Source organism: Guptibacillus algicola, from assembly GCF_020171805.1.
Taxonomy (GTDB): Bacteria; Bacillota; Bacilli; order Bacillales; family Guptibacillaceae; genus Guptibacillus; species Guptibacillus algicola.
Map to the genome: position 1 here is coordinate 595,431 of NZ_JAIVAF010000001.1, position 17,072 is coordinate 612,502.

The following is a 17,072-nucleotide window of genomic DNA, read 5'->3' on the forward strand; positions in this document are numbered from 1 at the left end:
TTAACTTATCCCTGCTCCTATTACAAATGAAAGGCCGACTGAAATGACCATGGAAATAAACCCTACTGCACGGTTGTCTTGTTTTATTTCTTCATCAATTCGAAATTTAGGAGTTAGAAATTCGAACGTAAAATATCCGATCAATAATAGAACGAATCCAAATACTCCCCAGCCCATCATAGTAACAAGAGAATCATTATGTTCAATTGAAAAACGAAAAATATTAGCAATACCAAAAATCTTTCCGCCCGTCGCCATAGCAACGGCCAGGTTTCCATTTTTGATTTCATCCCAGTTTCGGTAAGAAGTAACAAATTCAAAGGCCGCAAGAAATACAATCAAACATACGACGACAACACTATAGGTGGCTGCCGTTTGAAAAGCTACACTGTCCCAAAGTCGATCCATCTCCGAGCTTCCTTTCTTTATTTCAATTCGACGACGGTTACCCCGCCACCGCCTTCATTCATGCCACCCATTCTTAGGGTTTTAACTCGAGAGTGACGTTTCAACCATTCATGTACGCCTTTTCTTAGTGCGCCAGTTCCTTTACCATGTATGATCGAAACCTGATGATATCCTGCTAATAATGCATCATCAATATAACGCTCTACTTGCATTTGAGCGTCTTCATACCGCTTTCCTCTTAAGTCTAACTCTGTCTTAACGGAGCTATCACGTCCACGTACGGAAACAAGCGGTTTCGTTTCGACAACAGGTTTGGACTTGATTTTCTCAAGATCGTTCGCCTTAACATTCATTTTCATAATTCCAAGCTGAACTTGATATTCGTTCTTACCAACTTGATCAACGATATGTCCCTTTTGATTAAAGCTGATTACTTTAACCTCATCACCGGGCTGATAAGACGTAACCTGCGCCTTTTTCGATGGTTGTTTGCTAGCTTTAAGCTCTGGCTTTGATTCATCTAGCTGTTTTTGAGCATCGATAAGTTGGTGTTCTTTTACCGAGCCTTTCTGGAATGTACGAAGGTCATGAATAATCTTTTTGGCTTTTTCTTTTGCCTTTTCAACTTCTTCTTCCGCACGCTTTTCAGCGTCTTCTAACATTCGATCTCTCTGATTCTCAAACTTTTCAAGCTGTGCTTCAAGGTCTTTCTTTAATGCCTCTGCTTCTTTTCGAATAACTTCAGCACTCTCTCGATCAGACTCTGCTTTCTTCTGACTATCTTCAAGTGAAGAAATCATCTTATCTACCTTATTACTTTCACTTGAGATCTGAGATCTTGCATCATCAATAATGACTTCCATTAATCCGAGCCTTCTAGAAATTTCAAAGGCATTACTTCGCCCAGGCACCCCTATTAACAGTCGGTACGTAGGACGTAACGTTTCAACATCAAATTCTACACTAGCATTCATAACACCTTCTCGATTATAGGCATACGCCTTTAGCTCACTATAGTGAGTCGTAGCAATTACTTTTGCTCCACTGTTGTAAACATAATCTAAAATAGAGATGGCTAGCGCCGCACCCTCCTGTGGATCTGTACCTGCTCCAAGTTCATCAAATAAGACAAGACTGTTATGATCTAAGTTATCAAGGATTCCAACGATGTTCGTCATATGAGATGAAAAAGTACTTAAGCTTTGCTCAATTGACTGTTCATCCCCAATATCTGCGAAAATATGTTGGAAGATCGACATGGAAGAATCGTCATCTGCAGGAATATGAAGCCCTGATTGCGCCATCAGAGTTAACAGTCCCGCAGTTTTTAACGTAACTGTTTTCCCCCCTGTGTTGGGTCCCGTAATAACTAGTGATGAATAATCATCTCCAAGCGCAATGGATATCGGAACAACTTCGTCCTGAGGAAGAAGAGGGTGTCGACCTTTCCTGATCTCAAAAGCTCCTTTATCGTTCATTGCAGGTTTCGTTGCTTTTAATTCATTGGCATAAAGTGCTCTCGCAAATATAAAATCGATCTCTGCTAGCATGTCTACATTGTGTCTTAGCGTCTCTGCTGATTCAGCTACTTTTACAGTTAACTCTGTCAGGATGCGTTCAATTTCTTGCTTTTCTTTTACCTTTACCTCTTTGAGTTGGTTGTTAATAGAAACAACGGATTGAGGCTCAATAAAAAGAGTCGCGCCTGATGACGATTGATCATGGACCATTCCTCCGAATGAGCTTCTGTACTCTTGTTTGACTGGTATTACATACCGTTCATTTCGAATTGTTACCAGTGCATCAGACAACATTTTTCTAGTGCTTGAAGAACGAATTAAACTTTCCAACTTCTCTCTTACCCTTGACTCATAACTTCTGAGCTGTGTACGAAGACGTCTTAATGCATCACTTGCTGAATCAAGCAAATCGCCATCCTGGTCAACGCAAGCATTAATTTCACGCTCAAGCTCAGTCTCACTCATGATCTGATTTACGAGTGCACCTAATAAAGGAACCTCTATTCCATCCTCAATCATGTTTTCTAAGAAGGTTTTAAACCTTTTCCCACCATAAATCGTACTCGAAATATCCAATAGTTCTGACGGGTTTAGTACTCCTCCGATTTCAGCTCTCTTCAAGCTTGGACGAATATCTCTAATTCCACCTAGGGGAGCTTGGCCACGGAGGCGAATGACAGTCCGCCCTTCATCCGTTTCATTCAGGTAACCGTTCACTTCTTCTAGATTATAGGATGGGACGAGTTGTTCGGTTTTTTGCTTCCCTAGAGAAGAAGAAACATGCTTCCCAAGTCTCTCTTTAACTTTTTCAAATTCAAGCAGTCGCAACACTCTACTGTTCAATGGTCCGTTCCTCCTGTGAAGCAAAAATTTATTTATGACGGTTGAAAAATGCTTCCAATTCTTCTGCCGTAAATGTATTTATCACACTTTCTTTTCGTAACCAGCCTCTTCTTCCTGCTGATACGCCAATTTCCATATGTTCAAGCATATCCATGTGGTGCGCATCGGTATTGATCATTATTTTCACATCTTCTTCCTGCGCTTTCCTAAGCCACGTTGCTGCTAAATCTAGACGATTCGGATTTGCGTTCAGTTCAAGAGCCGTATTCGTTTCTTTAGCAAGTGCAATTAGCTTCTCATGGTCTAGAGCATACCCTTTTCTTCTTCCGAGTAGCCTTCCTGATGGGTGGGCGATCAAATCAACATGGTGACTTCTTAATGCCGTTTCAAGTCTTGCCATAATCGTCTCTTCGTCTTGATTAAATGAAGAGTGAATCGAAGCAATAACGAAGTCCATCTCTTCTAGAAGCTCATCATCATAATCGAGTGTGCCATCAGGGAGGATATCCATCTCTACGCCTGAGAAGATTTTGAAATCATCCCACTTCTCATTCAAACGATTAATCTCGAGTCGTTGCTCGCGTAGTCGATCTGGTGTTAACCCATTGGCAACTTTTAAGTACTGAGAGTGATCTGTTATCGCAATGTAAGAGTAGCCCTTTTCTCTTGCTCTCTCTGCCATTTCTTCTATTGTATAAGCACCATCACTCCATGTAGAGTGCATATGAAGGTCACCTTTAATATCACTTAAAGAAACAAGTTGAAATTCTGATTCTTCCGCTGCCTCAATCTCACCACTATCTTCCCGTATTTCTGGTGGAATGAATGCCAACCCGAAATGGTTATAGAATTCTTTTTCATCTTCAAACGTTAATACTTCACCTGTTTCAATTGATTCAACGCCATACTCACTAATTTTCTCGCCCTTTAGTTTAGCAATTTGACGCATTTTAACATTATGGTTTTTTGAACCTGTGAAATGATGGAGTGTTGAAGCAAATTCTTCTGGTTTAACGATTCTAAAATCAACTGAAACTGAATACTCATCATCCATTTCCAGCGTGATTTTCGTCTCTCCTTGAACAACGATTTTCGAAACGCCTTCTAAGGAAACAAGCGCCTCTGAAACATCCGCTGCTCTAGTTGTAGCGATAATAAAATCAAGATCTTTGATCGTTTCTCGAATCCGTCTAAGGCTGCCTGCTCTTGCAAATCGCTCTATTCCATCTATGTTTTCTAGCTGCTGTTCAATTCTTTCTGCAAGAGGTAACATATATGCGATCGATAGTCTTTCTGGTCTCTTTCCAGCTTCATCAATCGCCGCTAAAATTTTCTCTTCACTTTTCTTCCCGAACCCTGGCAGTTCTTGTATCTTCTCTTGTTTACATGCCTCTTCAAGTGTTTTCATATCGACAACACCAAGTTCGTGATAAAGCTTTGCAATTTTTTTGCCACCGAGTCCTGGTAATTTAAGAAGTGGAACTAACCCTTTAGGCACGTCTTTTTTTAACGATTCTAAGGTTTCTGATTCTCCACTTGCTATGATTTCATTAATAACCGCTGCTGTACCTTTACCAATTCCATTAAGCTCAGCTGGATCACTGATTTGGTTCATACTTCGATCATCCGTCTCAAGAGCTCGAGCGGCTTTCCTAAAGGCAGATATTTTAAAAGGATTTTCACCCTTTAATTCCATATAAACTGCTATTTCTTCAAGGTAGTTGATAACATTTTTTTTATTCACTTCGATCTCACCCTTCATAAGGAATCGTCAATTAAAGGTTTTTTCCTATTCCATTCTATCACAAACAAATAACCCTTCATGGTGAAGGGTTATGCGACGTGTGTACTCCATAAATCTTTTATTTGTTCTGTCAGCACTGGTGTATGCTTTACAATACTCTCAGCAATCACCGAGTCAGATATTGCCATCTGAACAGTTTCATTCGGGAACAGAGCTGCAAGAAAAAGGAAGAGAAAAACGACGATGTAGACCTCCACAAATCCAAGCAATCCTCCTAACCAACCATTCACTGTTTTTAATATAGGAAGTTCTGCTAGGAAATCAAGCATTGATCCAATGATCTGCATTATAATTTTGGTTGCAAAGAACAATAGTGCGAAAGCTATTCCACTGTAATATGTAGCTTCCAGATTTATTGAATCGAATACCATTGCTGAAGCAGAAGCTTCTCCTCCTAATGAAGGATAAGGTATCCAAAGCTTTAAATGTGGTGCAAGATCACGGAAATATGCATACGCAACGATAAACGATACAATAAAACCAGTTAGGTGGACGACTTGCAGAATTAACCCTCTTCGCAAGCCAACTAGAAATCCACTAACCAGTATAATCAAAAGAATTAGATCAACCATCTTACGTTATTCCTCTTCTCTAAGTTTTTTCTTCAGTTCTTCAAGTTCCTTTTTGATCATCACATATTCGTTAACTATATTTACTGCAGTCAATACTGCTAGTCGTTTTGTATCGAGATAGGGATTCATACCCTTTATTTCACGCATCTTCTCATCGACTATAGTAGAGACTTCTTGAATATGTTGATGACTTTTATCGCCAACTATTTTATATTGTTCACCATAGATATCAACTGTAGTGCGAACTTTATCATGACTATCTGTCACCCAATAAGCCTCCTATCATGAGAAAGAATCCTAACTTGTATCATATCACGAAACGATGTTGTTGAAAAATATATTGGATAATTCTTGTTGTAGGTACAGTCTGCTATAATAGGTTGCAGTATAGCTAACAAAGGGAGTTTTATTATGTCACAGGTAGTAATAACTGTATCACCATCCATTATGACGGAAATGAGAAATAATTACAACAGCATGTTAAGCGATAAACAACCGCCAGGAAGCGTTTTTGTGGCCAAATTACCTTCCTGTACTATTACAGCATACCGATCAGGTAAAGTCCTGTTTCAAGGATCTAGCGCTGAAACAGAAGCGAAGCCTTGGCAATCAGGCGCAGGAACACCTTCTCCTAAAAAGAAAACAGGTAAGAAAGTCGGCGATCACAAGTTCGCTCCTCCACCTACAATTTCAACTTTATCAGCTATAGGTAGTGATGAAGTAGGTACAGGAGATTTCTTTGGTCCTATGACGGTCGTGGCTGCATTTGTAGATAAAAAACAAATGCCTCTATTAAAAGAGTTAGGCGTAAGAGACTCAAAGGGCATGAAGGACCCAGAGATTATTGAAATAGCAAAAAACTTAATCAAAACGATTTCATATAGTCTACTTGTTCTCCCGAATGAAAAGTATAATGCTATGCAAAAGAAAGGCATGAACCAGGGGAAAATGAAAGCATTACTGCATAATCAAGCCATTCATAACGTGCAGAAAAAAGTATCTTCCTATGACGCGATCCTCGTCGATCAATTTGCTAAACCAGAAGTATACTTCAACTACTTAAAAGGCCAGCCTACAATTGTTAAGGATTCGGTATATTTTGCAACAAAAGCCGAAGAACTTCATCTAGCGGTTGCGGCGGCATCGATCATCGCAAGGTACTCCTTCGTTATGGAAATGAATCGCCTTGGCAAAGAAAACAAGGTAGAACTTCCAAAAGGAGCTGGTCCAATCGTTGATCAGGCTGCGGCAAAATTAATTCAAAAACACGGAGAAGATGTTCTAAATAAAGTTGCAAAAGTGCACTTCGCTAATAGTCAGAAAGCGAAAGACCTGGCTGAGAAAGCTAACAAACGTCGATAACTAAGAAAGCTGGCGAGTAAAAGCCAGCTTTCTTTTTTTATTTTCCCTCATCTTTCCTATCATGGTGAAATTTACAGTACTAACAGGAGGATTCGTAAATATAATAGCGTTAGTATGAAAAGAATGGGGGAGTAACAAGATGGGGATTACGTTTATTAAATTAGCTGTTGTCTATCTTTTTATTGGATTGAGCATTGGCATTTCTATGGAGATGTCACACGACCATTCCTTATCAGGTTTACATGCGCATATTAACCTAGTTGGCTGGGTATCAATGGCTATATTTGGACTAATCTATCACCATTTTGATATCTCTAATAATCTTCTCGCTAAACTTCATTTCTGGTTATACAACCTATCTCTTCCTGTCTTTATGCTTGGGCTTGGTTTTTTACTATACGGAAACGATTCTTTGATTCTTCTCGTAATCATAGGAAGTTTTGTGTTGTATATATCAGTCATATTGTTTGTGATCAATGTACTATCAAATATTAAACCAGCTTCAAAAGAATAAAACTTAAGGGAACCCCTTGTTCTTCTGCTCCCTATGCCGTAATCGATGAATATCGCATGCTTTCCGGGGACGAACGCCCGAGCCTCCTCATAAAGACCATTCCGGGGTCTCGGTCGCCCGTTTTTCCGCAGGAGTCAGCGATATTCTCTCCTACTAGATGGTAGGTATTGAATTTTGAAACCTCTCACGCTATAAGAATAGTTATTGTGACTTTTTAAATGCAAATAAAAAAGCTGTCGAGTTTCTCGACAGCTTTTTTTGCATGCTTTTTTATTTAGCTACGTAACGCTGCTCCAAACTGTTCTTCTACAGCTTGTAATACGCGATCATGGGCATTCTTAACTTCTTCTTCAGTTAAGGTTTGTTCAGGGTTGTAATATCGTAACGAAAAGGCAAGCGACTTCTTACCATCTTCAAGATGCTCTCCTTGATAAACGTCGAAAAGGTTAATATCGACTAGCTTATCTCCACCTACTTCTTTAATCACACGCTTAACTTCCGCTGCTTCAAGTGTTTCATCTACCACCAACGCTACATCTCGTGTAACTGAAGGGAAGCGAGGAAGCTTTGCGTATTTCAGGTGAGCTACGTTAGCCTTAAGCACCTTTTCAAGGTTAAGTTCAAAAACATACGTTTCTGGTAAATCCAGCTCTTTTTCTACTTCTGGATGTAGCTGACCAATATAACCGATCAATTCACCATCAAGTTGAATTGCTGCTGTCCTTCCTGGATGTAGCTTAGGCTCTTCGGCACGAACAAAAGTTAAGCGATCTTCTAAACCAAGATCCTCAGCTATTTCTTCTACAATACCTTTGATTACAAAGAAATCAGCTGGTTTCTTTTCTTTTTGCCATGGGTGCTCTTGCCATAATCCTGTCATTACTCCTGCAAGATGTTCCTGTTCTTCAGGAAGGTCGGATCCAGAAGGTAGGAATACTGAAGCTGTTTCATAAAAAGCAAGGTTCTCAAGCTGACGATTAATATTGTATTGTGCAGCTTCAAGAAGATGAGGAAGTAAACTTGTACGAAGTTCACTACGTTCTTCACTCATCGGCATTGCAAGACGAATGGCTTCAGGTGACTCATCTGAGAAGAACACACGCTTTGCAGGAGAAGTCAATGAATACGTCACAGCTTGATAAAGCCCAGCTCCTTCAAGTAAACGCCTAACGCGACGGCGCTTTAATTGAAAGTCAGTTAATTGACCTGGCGTGCTTTCTGTAATCGGAAGCGTAGCAGGTACATTATCATACCCATAAAGACGACCAACTTCCTCAATCAAGTCTTCTGTAATCGTAATATCAGGACGTCTTGGAGGAACCTGAACAGTAAATGTTCCACCGAAGTTTTTATAAGAAAACTGCAGACGATCAAAGATTGCTGCAACGTCGGATTCAGAAATCTCAGTTCCAAGCACTTGATTGATTCTAGAAACTTCCACAGTCACATCTTTCGCTTCAATATGACGAGCGCCCTGTTCAGAAACTCCTCTTAAGACAGTTCCACCCGCAAGTTCTTGCATGAGCTGTGCTGCTCTTTCACTTGCTGGTACTACGCGATTGCGATCGATTCCCTTCTCGAACCGCGCACTAGAATCACTTCGTAGTCCAAGATCTTTTGATGATTTTCGAACAAGCTTACTATTAAAATAAGCAGCCTCAAGCAATACAGTGGTGGTATCTTGTTGAACCTCTGAATCAGCTCCACCCATAACACCTGCTACCGCAACCGGATTAGTCCCGTTTGTAATAACAAGATGGTCACTTGAAAGCGTGCGTTCTGTATCATCGAGCGTTACAATTTTTTCTCCTTGATTAGCTCGTCTGACAACAACCTCTTTTGAGCCAAAGCGGTCATAGTCGAATGCATGCAATGGCTGACCATATTCAAGAAGTACGAAATTCGTTATGTCTACTACATTGTTAATCGGTCGTATACCAGCAGAGACAAGTCTGTTTACAAGCCACTGTGGAGAAGGCTTTACAGTAATGTCTTTTATTATAGTAGCGCCATAATATGGGGTGTTTTCTTCGTTTTCAACTCGAACTGATACGTAGTCTTCCGCATTCTCTTCAGAACGAACAAGCTCTGGAGAAGGTAGAGAAATGGGACGATTTAAGACAGCGCCTACCTCATAAGCTATGCCAATCATATTCATAGCATCTGCGCGGTTTGGAGTAAGACCAAGTTCAAGAACGTTATCATTCAGATTTAAATATTCTAACGCATCTTCACCAGGCGTAACCTCATCACTAAATACGAAGATTCCTTCAGCATATTCTTTCTGAACAAGCTTGCTTTCAATCCCAAGTTCTTGTAGAGAGCAAATCATTCCATGAGAAGGTTCTCCACGAAGTTTTGCCTTTTTAATCTTGAAGTTACCAGGAAGTACTGCTCCAACCTTTGCTACAGCTACATACTGTCCTTTAGCTATGTTAGCTGCTCCACAAATAATTTGTACGGGTTCTTCTTCCCCTATGTCAACTTTACATACAGAAAGTTTGTCAGCATCTGGATGCCCGACGCACTCAAGAACGTGCCCGATGACTACGCCTTTGATCCCTTTGTTCAAACTCTCTACTGTTTCAACTTCAATACCGCCTTTAGTAATCAGTTCTGCTAATTCATCAGCTGAATACCCTTCAAGGTCTACATACTGACTTAGCCAGTTCAATGATACGAGCATGATTTCTCCTCCTTACGCTTATATATGCTTAAATTGCTTAATAAATCTACTATCATTTGTATAGAAATGGCGAATGTCATCGATGCCATATTTAAGCATTGCAATTCTTTCAGGTCCCATTCCAAATGCAAAACCGGTCACTTTCTCAGGGTCAAAACCAGACATACGAAGCACATTTGGATGCACCATTCCGCCACCTAAAATTTCGATCCAGCCTGTACTTTTACAAACAGAGCAACCACTTCCTCCACAGTTAAAGCATGAAATATCCATCTCTACTGAAGGTTCAGTAAATGGAAAGAAGCTCGGACGTAAACGAATTTCTCTTTCTTCTCCAAACATCTTTTTAGCAAAAGATTGAAGAACACCTTTCAAGTCACTCATTCGAACATCTTCACCAACCATAAGTCCTTCGATCTGCATGAATTGGTGTGAATGCGTAGCATCGTCAGTATCTCTACGATAAACCTTTCCTGGAACGATGATTTTAACAGGGCCTTCGCCATTCAGCTTCTCCATCGTTCTAGCCTGCATCGGTGAAGTATGAGTGCGAAGTAACGTTTCTTCTGTAACATAGAAGGAATCCTGCATATCACGTGCTGGATGATCTTTAGGTAAATTTAACGCTTCGAAATTATAGTAATCTGTTTCAACTTCAGGACCTTCAGCTATTGAAAAACCCATACCAAGGAAAAGATCTTCAATTTCTTCAATGACTCTTGTTAAAGGATGATGATTACCTTTCTTAACAGGTCGACCTGGTAATGTGATATCGATCGTCTCTTCTTTTAACTTTTCTTCAACTGCTGCTTTTTCCATCACCTGTGTTTTCTCGTCTAGCTTTTCTGAGATTGCAGCGCGAATATCGTTTGCTAATTGCCCCATTTTCGGACGTTCTTCAGCAGAAAGTTTCCCCATGCCTCTCAAAATTTCTGTGATTGGCCCTTTTTTACCCAAGTATGCGACACGAATGTCTTGCAATTCTTTCATCGAGGAAGCAGCTTCGATTTGAGTTAGCGCTTCTTCCTTTAATGTTTGTAACCGTTCTTGCATAACTTTTACCTCCATTTCAATGTTTGTTCTACTTAGCCACTAAGGTAGTGTAAAAACAATATCTAAATGCTCTATCCCTCTTCCTTCGGGTTTTAAGAAAATAAAAAAATCCTCACCCCTCTGGAAAGGGGCGAAGATTTGAGTTCGCGGTACCACCCTAATTCACTGATTGTACGATCAGCCTTGGTAAACGATAACGGTTCGTAACCGGTCCGCTTTTTTTATCAAGCGGCAACTCAAGAGTGAATTCAAAAGCGTTCCTATAGAAATGCTTTCAGTCAAGGCATTTCCTCCCTACATAGGAAGAGACAGTTTACTACTCTCTATCATTGTTTTTAATATATTGAAGTTCTTAATAATTATAGAAAAAAAACGCAAAGTCTGCAAGCCTGATTATGAAGGCAACAATCCATACATCAAGATTCCAGCTGCAACAGCTACATTTAATGACTCTGCTCCACCATAAATAGGGATATACACTTTCTCATGTGCGAGTTCTTGAAGATCTTTCGAAACACCGTTCGCTTCATTTCCCATAATGATTGCGAAGTGCTCAGGACCTTGAAGCTGATTATACGGTGTACCTCCACTTACCTCAGTTGCATAAATGGAAAGCCCTGCATTATTAAAGTCTTGTACTGCTTCTTGTAGATCAACTTTTTTGATTGGTATATGAAAAAGTGATCCCTGGGTAGAACGTAAAACCTTACTGTTATAAAGATCGACCGTTCCATTTCCAAGCAGAACACCATCGTATCCTGCGCTATGAGCAGTCCGTATAATCGTTCCTAGATTACCTGGGTCTTGAATGGCATCTAACAAAATGAATTTGCCTTTATCCTCTATAACAGATTCAGTCATTTCACATACAGCAATAATACCTTGCGGCGTTTCAGTCGCCGTTATTTCCTTCATCACTTTCTCAGTAACAGTATAGACTTTTGGTTGATCTTTAAACAAATTAACTTCAAACTCTGATCCTTCTGATAAAATGACTTCTGTCACAAGCGCGTTTGCTTTAGCCGCTTCTTCAACAATATGAGGCCCTTCAATAAGAAACGCAGATGCTTTCTCTCGACCTTTTTTTGACTGGAGTTTTTTCCAGTCTTTCACTTTTTGGTTTTTCACAGATTCAATAAGCATAGTGCTCTCCTTCATTTTTCAATGATTCCATTATAGACGCATCAACAAGAAGTTTCCAATACAATTCATGAAAAATTACTCTTTCGTTCATACTAAGATTGCTTGGTTTCCAAGCGAATGAGAAAGGTGAGGTGGAAAGCATGGACCTTAACTTAAGAAAAGCCATCCTTGCTAACGTATCTGGTAACGATGAGGATCAGATAGAGGCGACGATTCTCGACGCGATGCAAAGCGGAGAAGAAAAAATGTTACCAGGTCTTGGTGTCCTTTTCGAAATTCTTTGGAAAGAAGCACCAGAAGAAGAGCGTCAGCAAATGCTCACTTATATGGCTCAAGGCGTACAATAAGCAAAATCCGGTGGCAAAAGCCACCGGATTTTGTGTGTGAAAAGCGGAAGGAACCGTTTAGGTCCGAAAGGCGCTGGAGGCTTTTCAAATGAACACGTTCTTTGTGTTCAATTGAAAAGCTGAAGCGACCCGAGGACCTGGTTCCTGCAGCTAGACACCGAAAAGCGGAAGTGGGCGTTTAGGTATCTAAACCATTGCCGCTCTCCTCTTGTCTAGTGTCTAGCTACGGCTCGCAGAAACTCCATCATTTCGCTCTTTCGGATGAACACAAAAAGCGTGTTCTTCCGAAAGCGCTCCAATGACTCCGTGTCTAAACGCGAAACTTCGCTTTTCTGATGTCCAGCTACGACTCGCAGAAACTCCATCATTTCACTCTTTTGAATGAACACAAAAAGCGTGTTCTTTCAAAAGCGTTCCAATGATTCCGTTTCTAACCGCTCGTCTTCGCTTTTCTGGTGTCCAGCTGCGTTTCGCAGACACTACGCCATTTCGCTCTCACAAATGAACACAAAAAACGTGTTCTTTTGTGAGCGCTCCAATGACTCCGTGTCTAAACGCGAAACTTCGCTTTTCTTAATTAAACGTTATTTCCTTAACTTTATCATCATCCATTTTCTTAATGACTTCTACGATTAGGTTAACTGCGTTTTCGAAGTCGTCACGGTGCAGGATAGCTGCGTGTGTGTGGATGTAGCGTGTTGCGATTGTGATGGAAAGTGCTGGTACACCGTTTGCTGTCAGGTGAATCTTACCTGAATCTGTTCCACCACCTGCAATCGCGTCGAATTGGTAAGGGATGTTGTTTTCGTCAGCTGTGTCTGTAACGAAGTCACGTAGCCCTTTGTGACCAACCATCGATGCATCGTACATGATGATTTGAGGTCCTTTACCCATTTTCGATTGAGCGTCTTTGTCTGATACTCCTGGAGTATCTCCAGCGATACCCACGTCAACTGCAAAACCGATATCAGGTTTGATCATGTTCGCTGCAGTCGTTGCTCCGCGAAGACCTACTTCTTCTTGTACTGTTCCTACACCATATACAGTGTTCGGGTGGTCTTCTCCTTGTAGTTTACGAAGAACTTCAATCGCGATCGCACAGCCAATACGGTTGTCCCATGCTTTAGCCATCAGCATTTTTTCATTGTTCATAACTGTGAATTCGCAAACAGGAGCTACAGAATCACCAGGCTTAACCCCCCATTCCAAAGCTTCTTCTCTACTTGAAGCGCCGATATCGATAAACATGTCTTTCTTGTCGATCGATTTCTTACGCTGCTCGGCAGGAAGAATGTGAGGAGGTTTAGACCCGATTACACCCATGATGTTACCTTTTCTTGTCATAACGTTTACTCGCTGTGCAAGCATTACCTGCTCCCACCAGCCTCCAACTGTTTGGAACCATAAGAAACCTTTATCATCAATGCGAGTTACCATAAAGCCAATCTCATCAAGGTGGCCTGCTACCATGATTTTAGGACCTTGCGCACTCCCTTTCTTCATAGCGATCAAGCTGCCAAGATTATCGGTCATCATTTCATCAGCAAGTGGTTCTATGTGTCTTCTCATAACGTCACGAGGTTCACGTTCGTTACCTGGTACCCCATTTGCATCAGTTAATTCTTTTAGCATCTGCAATGTTTCATCAAGCTTCGTCATATGTAGTTCCTCCTTGTATGTATACATTCACCGTTCATTATAACGTTTTTGGAAATGTTACACAATTGAGAACGTTTTTACAGCTAATACCCTTGGTTCTGTCGTTGATGGTTTATTTCGTTCTTCTTTAAGTATGCTTGTTCAATTTCATCGATGCTAAGATCGATAGCTGTTGCTAACTGTAAATATTTCTCAAGCAAAATATGAAATGATTCCACACTCTGATTCTCACGGAGAACATCGATCGCATGATATACTTCTTGAAAGGCTTTAACAGGCTCGCTAGTTTCCAATCGCTCATCTGCTGAGACTTCTGAAATTCCAAGTTCAATACCTAACGACAGGATAAAGTGAATCCCGTCTACATATTCTTCAAGAATCGTTTCCTTTTTAGCTCTTGGTTTCGTACTCCAAAACTTAAAACATCTTGTTTCATTGGCTAGCTCTCCCACTTCAACCTGTAGAGCAAGAAGCTTTCTACTAAAAAGATCACTAGTATGCAGGCGATGCTCATCTAGGATTCGGTCGTCTAATGTTTTTTGTAGTTCAAGCAAGCGTTCAAAGTTCAACGTTATCGTCCTCTCCATATAATATTATTAATTTTTTTTTGAAACCTTTTTTCATCATAAACGTAAATAGTAATGAAGCATAGTGAAAACGAGGTGCTGCCAAATGATTATTGTTCTGTTCCGTTTAGTTATTCTTGCTGCTATGGTACTTATCGCGTACTCAGTAATCCGTTTTTTTGCTGATCCAAAAAGAAAACTTGAAAAAGCTCACGACCATAAACAGTATTATTTCTTAGATGACACGACTAACGCAAGAAAGAATTTTCTAGTCACGTACAAAGGGGCTTTGTTCGAAGGTGAGAAATATCTTGGGACAACAGATAACTCCTTTGACATCATTACCATTTCAGTGAGCGTAAAAAATGCCTCTGAACTATATTTGCTCGAAAAAGAAGATTTTTATTTCCTCGAAAAAGAAATGGACCTGCGGTATCCATGTGCTGAAATTAAATGGAAGAGTCCAGTAAAGGAATTCCTTCGACATCGAGAAAACTCATAGAAAAATATAAACGTCCTTGCCACCAGTGGCAAGGACGTTTTTTTATCTAGCTGGCTGAAAAAATTCTTCCCACTTCATGATCCACTCTCTTCTTCTTAATAAATGAAATAAGATCGCTAACCCTAGCATCAATAACACAATTAGCTGAGGTTCAAGCCCTCTGATTGCCGTACCAAAAAAAGAGTAAAGTAACGCAAGCGGTATGTTAGTAAAAAAAGATGATTTTAAATATCCCTGAAAATCCCTAGAAACTTCAATCAGGCAAAGTGAAATAAAATGAAAGTGCATGAAAGGTACTAATCGTAAGATTGCTATTTGACCAATCGACATCGGCATTCGCTTCTTCATCCATTTTTTCTTAATTTTCGTTATCTTTTTCAACAAAAATGGAGAACGTTTAATCACAAAATAAAAAACGACGCTTACGACTGTGATTCCAATTACAGAATAGATCGTTCCATACACTGCGCCAAACATTACGCCTCCTGCCATACAGATCACACTTACTGGTACGAATATAAACTGTCGTAAAAAATGAAGGACAATAAAATAAAGCGGGGCATAGACTCCACTATTCGAAACAACTTCGACGAGAGGCAGGACAAGCTCATTCATGATGTTCCCCCCTTCTCCTTTACTTTTATGACATGAGACGAGCAGTTATGTCAAAACCCGCGGTAAGCTTTTGGAATATTTTTTGGTAATACGTGGACAATAAGTGGGAATTTAACCAAATCGGAAAAAGGAGGGTATGGAAATGGATGAGCTTGTGATAGCCCGTTCACTATTTGGTATGACGATGGGCGTACATATTATCTATGCCACCTTGGGTGTTGGTCTACCTCTTATGGTCCTTGTGGCTGAGCTGATGTACCAAAAAACCAAAGACAAAGATTACGCGATTATGGCTACACGTTGGACAAAGGGTTTTGCTGTTCTACTCGGAGTCGCCATACCAACAGGAACCATAGCAGGAGTTCAACTTTCTCTCCTATGGCCTGGCTTTATGGAAGCAGTTGGTAGAGTCATCGCACTTCCGTTCCAAATCGAGATTTACGCTTTCTTTCTCGAAGCTCTATTTATGTCAATCTATGTTTATGCTTCAGATCGACTCTCACCGATTATGAGAATCGTAAGCGTGACTCTCGTAGCGATTGGTGCGAGCGCTTCTGCTATTCTAATCACGAACGTTCATGCCTTCGAAGGAACACCTGCTGGGTTTGATATTGTCGATGGTAAATTCGTAAACGTCGACCCATGGGAAGCCTTTTTCAATCCATCATTCATCGTAACAGCGGGACACGTAACGGTTTCAGCATTAATGACCGGAGCATTTGTCATTGCTTCCATCGCCGCCTATAAGATGATCCGACTCAAAAAAGGAAATACGAGAGAATATAAGTTTCATCACAAAGCCTTAATGATGGGACTTGCGATCGGTGGAATATTTTCGTTATTAACATCACTTAATGGTCATGAATCCGCTCAGCAGCTGCATGCTTATCAACCTGAAAAACTAGCTGCAGCAGAAGGGTTGTTTGAAACTCAGACACATGCACCATTAGCGATTGGTGGGTTCACTGACAAAGAAGAACGAGAAGTGAAGTGGGCGATTGAAATTCCGTGGGCTCTCAGTTATCTAGCAGACGATTCATTCGAGACAGAGGTTCTTGGACTCGAAGAGTTTCCAGAGGACGAGTGGCCACCCCTTTTCGTTCACACTTTGTTTAATTCAATGGTAGCGATCGGATCCTTGTTAATCCTGCTATCGATTGTTGGATTTGTATGGTACAGGGTGCTAAAAAAAGGCAGCTTCCCACGTTGGCTCATGTGGGCATTTATATCGGCAGGTCCTTTTTCTATGCTTGCGATCGAGTTTGGTTGGATATTCGCCTGTACCGGAAGGCAGCCGTGGGTAATCTACCATGTTATGAAAACGGAAGATGCGGTTACGACCTCTGGAAACATCGGTCTTCTATTCGTATTGTTTTTGATTATTTATATCATTTTAATGATCTCAACTGTCTTAGTCCTTCGGTATTACTTCAAGAAGAATCCAGTGGCGCGTGAGATCGATCAATAAACTAAAGAAA

Annotated in this window: 16 protein-coding genes and 1 other annotated feature; of the genes, 5 read left to right on the top strand and 11 right to left on the bottom strand. The window is 40.6% G+C overall.

Annotated elements, in window-relative coordinates; translation table 11 throughout:
• The 5 genes from LCM09_RS03230 to zapA form a co-directional block, all read right to left on the bottom strand.
• On the bottom strand, positions 1–408 hold the full coding sequence (locus tag LCM09_RS03230; protein ID WP_224878676.1) for a DUF350 domain-containing protein: 408 nt from the start codon (positions 406–408) through the stop codon (positions 1–3).
• Between the two features lie 17 nt (positions 409–425).
• Entirely contained in the window at positions 426–2,771 is a 2,346-nt protein-coding gene (locus tag LCM09_RS03235) for an endonuclease MutS2 (protein ID WP_224878677.1), read from the bottom strand.
• Positions 2,772–2,799: 28 nt separating this feature from the next.
• Positions 2,800–4,533 carry a DNA polymerase/3'-5' exonuclease PolX gene (gene polX, locus LCM09_RS03240; RefSeq protein WP_224878678.1) on the bottom strand — a complete coding sequence of 578 codons (1,734 nt, stop codon included), beginning with the start codon at positions 4,531–4,533 and terminating at the stop codon, positions 2,800–2,802.
• A 71-nt stretch (positions 4,534–4,604) separates the two neighbouring features.
• A complete protein-coding gene (locus tag LCM09_RS03245) occupies positions 4,605–5,147 on the bottom strand; it encodes a CvpA family protein (RefSeq protein ID WP_224878679.1) in 543 nt (180 codons plus the stop codon).
• Positions 5,148–5,153: 6 nt separating this feature from the next.
• Positions 5,154–5,414: a cell division protein ZapA gene (gene zapA / locus LCM09_RS03250; protein ID WP_224878680.1), complete on the bottom strand. Its 261-nt coding sequence runs from the start codon at positions 5,412–5,414 to the stop codon at positions 5,154–5,156.
• 144 nt (positions 5,415–5,558) lie between these two features.
• Here zapA and rnhC point away from each other — a divergent pair, with 144 nt between their 5' ends.
• Positions 5,559–6,509, top strand: coding sequence for a ribonuclease HIII (rnhC, locus tag LCM09_RS03255; RefSeq protein ID WP_224878681.1), 951 nt, complete (start codon positions 5,559–5,561; stop codon positions 6,507–6,509).
• A 139-nt stretch (positions 6,510–6,648) separates the two neighbouring features.
• Positions 6,649–7,023 carry a cytochrome-c oxidase gene (locus tag LCM09_RS03260; RefSeq protein ID WP_224878682.1) on the top strand — a complete coding sequence of 125 codons (375 nt, stop codon included), beginning with the start codon at positions 6,649–6,651 and terminating at the stop codon, positions 7,021–7,023.
• Between the two features lie 274 nt (positions 7,024–7,297).
• On the opposite strand, the gene pheT is transcribed toward LCM09_RS03260, so the two are convergent.
• From pheT to LCM09_RS03275, 3 genes are all read right to left on the bottom strand, one after another.
• Complete coding sequence (pheT, locus tag LCM09_RS03265) at positions 7,298–9,709, bottom strand: phenylalanine--tRNA ligase subunit beta (RefSeq protein ID WP_224878683.1); 2,412 nt, start codon at positions 9,707–9,709, stop codon at positions 7,298–7,300.
• Positions 9,710–9,727: 18 nt separating this feature from the next.
• Positions 9,728–10,762, bottom strand: a complete 1,035-nt coding sequence (gene pheS, locus LCM09_RS03270) for a phenylalanine--tRNA ligase subunit alpha (RefSeq protein ID WP_224878684.1) — start codon at positions 10,760–10,762, stop codon at positions 9,728–9,730.
• Between the two features lie 123 nt (positions 10,763–10,885).
• Positions 10,886–11,101: a binding site (T-box leader), on the bottom strand.
• 54 nt (positions 11,102–11,155) lie between these two features.
• Positions 11,156–11,905, bottom strand: coding sequence for a TrmH family RNA methyltransferase (locus tag LCM09_RS03275; protein WP_224878685.1), 750 nt, complete (start codon positions 11,903–11,905; stop codon positions 11,156–11,158).
• 140 nt (positions 11,906–12,045) lie between these two features.
• On the opposite strand from LCM09_RS03275, the gene sspI reads away from it, so the two are divergent.
• Entirely contained in the window at positions 12,046–12,252 is a 207-nt protein-coding gene (sspI, locus tag LCM09_RS03280; protein WP_224878686.1) for a small acid-soluble spore protein SspI, read from the top strand.
• A gap of 573 nt (positions 12,253–12,825) precedes the next feature.
• On the opposite strand, the gene LCM09_RS03285 is transcribed toward sspI, so the two are convergent.
• Both LCM09_RS03285 and LCM09_RS03290 read right to left on the bottom strand, forming a co-directional pair.
• Entirely contained in the window at positions 12,826–13,911 is a 1,086-nt protein-coding gene (locus LCM09_RS03285; protein WP_224878687.1) for a M42 family metallopeptidase, read from the bottom strand.
• An 83-nt stretch (positions 13,912–13,994) separates the two neighbouring features.
• Positions 13,995–14,480 carry a dUTP diphosphatase gene (locus LCM09_RS03290; protein ID WP_224878688.1) on the bottom strand — a complete coding sequence of 162 codons (486 nt, stop codon included), beginning with the start codon at positions 14,478–14,480 and terminating at the stop codon, positions 13,995–13,997.
• Positions 14,481–14,583: 103 nt separating this feature from the next.
• On the opposite strand from LCM09_RS03290, the gene LCM09_RS03295 reads away from it, so the two are divergent.
• Entirely contained in the window at positions 14,584–14,979 is a 396-nt protein-coding gene (locus LCM09_RS03295; RefSeq protein ID WP_224878689.1) for a sigma-w pathway protein ysdB, read from the top strand.
• A 42-nt stretch (positions 14,980–15,021) separates the two neighbouring features.
• Here LCM09_RS03295 and LCM09_RS03300 read toward each other — a convergent pair whose 3' ends face one another.
• Positions 15,022–15,594, bottom strand: coding sequence for a TVP38/TMEM64 family protein (locus tag LCM09_RS03300; RefSeq protein WP_224878690.1), 573 nt, complete (start codon positions 15,592–15,594; stop codon positions 15,022–15,024).
• Between the two features lie 142 nt (positions 15,595–15,736).
• Here LCM09_RS03300 and LCM09_RS03305 point away from each other — a divergent pair, with 142 nt between their 5' ends.
• Entirely contained in the window at positions 15,737–17,062 is a 1,326-nt protein-coding gene (locus tag LCM09_RS03305; RefSeq protein ID WP_224878691.1) for a cytochrome ubiquinol oxidase subunit I, read from the top strand.
• The last annotated feature ends 10 nt before the right edge of the window (positions 17,063–17,072 follow it).

Excerpts from the sequence above, each read along its gene's own strand:
- LCM09_RS03230 (WP_224878676.1), bottom strand. The coding sequence starts at position 408 with ATGGATCGACTTTGGGACAGTGTAGCTTTTCAAACGGCAGCCACCTAT.
- polX (WP_224878678.1), bottom strand. The coding sequence starts at position 4,533 with ATGAAGGGTGAGATCGAAGTGAATAAAAAAAATGTTATCAACTACCTT.
- LCM09_RS03245 (WP_224878679.1), bottom strand. The coding sequence starts at position 5,147 with ATGGTTGATCTAATTCTTTTGATTATACTGGTTAGTGGATTTCTAGTT.
- rnhC (WP_224878681.1), top strand. The coding sequence starts at position 5,559 with ATGTCACAGGTAGTAATAACTGTATCACCATCCATTATGACGGAAATG.
- LCM09_RS03260 (WP_224878682.1), top strand. The coding sequence starts at position 6,649 with ATGGGGATTACGTTTATTAAATTAGCTGTTGTCTATCTTTTTATTGGA.
- pheT (WP_224878683.1), bottom strand. The coding sequence starts at position 9,709 with ATGCTCGTATCATTGAACTGGCTAAGTCAGTATGTAGACCTTGAAGGG.
- pheS (WP_224878684.1), bottom strand. The coding sequence starts at position 10,762 with ATGCAAGAACGGTTACAAACATTAAAGGAAGAAGCGCTAACTCAAATC.
- LCM09_RS03275 (WP_224878685.1), bottom strand. The coding sequence starts at position 11,905 with ATGCTTATTGAATCTGTGAAAAACCAAAAAGTGAAAGACTGGAAAAAA.
- sspI (WP_224878686.1), top strand. The coding sequence starts at position 12,046 with ATGGACCTTAACTTAAGAAAAGCCATCCTTGCTAACGTATCTGGTAAC.
- LCM09_RS03285 (WP_224878687.1), bottom strand. The coding sequence starts at position 13,911 with ATGACGAAGCTTGATGAAACATTGCAGATGCTAAAAGAATTAACTGAT.
- LCM09_RS03295 (WP_224878689.1), top strand. The coding sequence starts at position 14,584 with ATGATTATTGTTCTGTTCCGTTTAGTTATTCTTGCTGCTATGGTACTT.
- LCM09_RS03300 (WP_224878690.1), bottom strand. The coding sequence starts at position 15,594 with ATGAATGAGCTTGTCCTGCCTCTCGTCGAAGTTGTTTCGAATAGTGGA.
- LCM09_RS03305 (WP_224878691.1), top strand. The coding sequence starts at position 15,737 with ATGGATGAGCTTGTGATAGCCCGTTCACTATTTGGTATGACGATGGGC.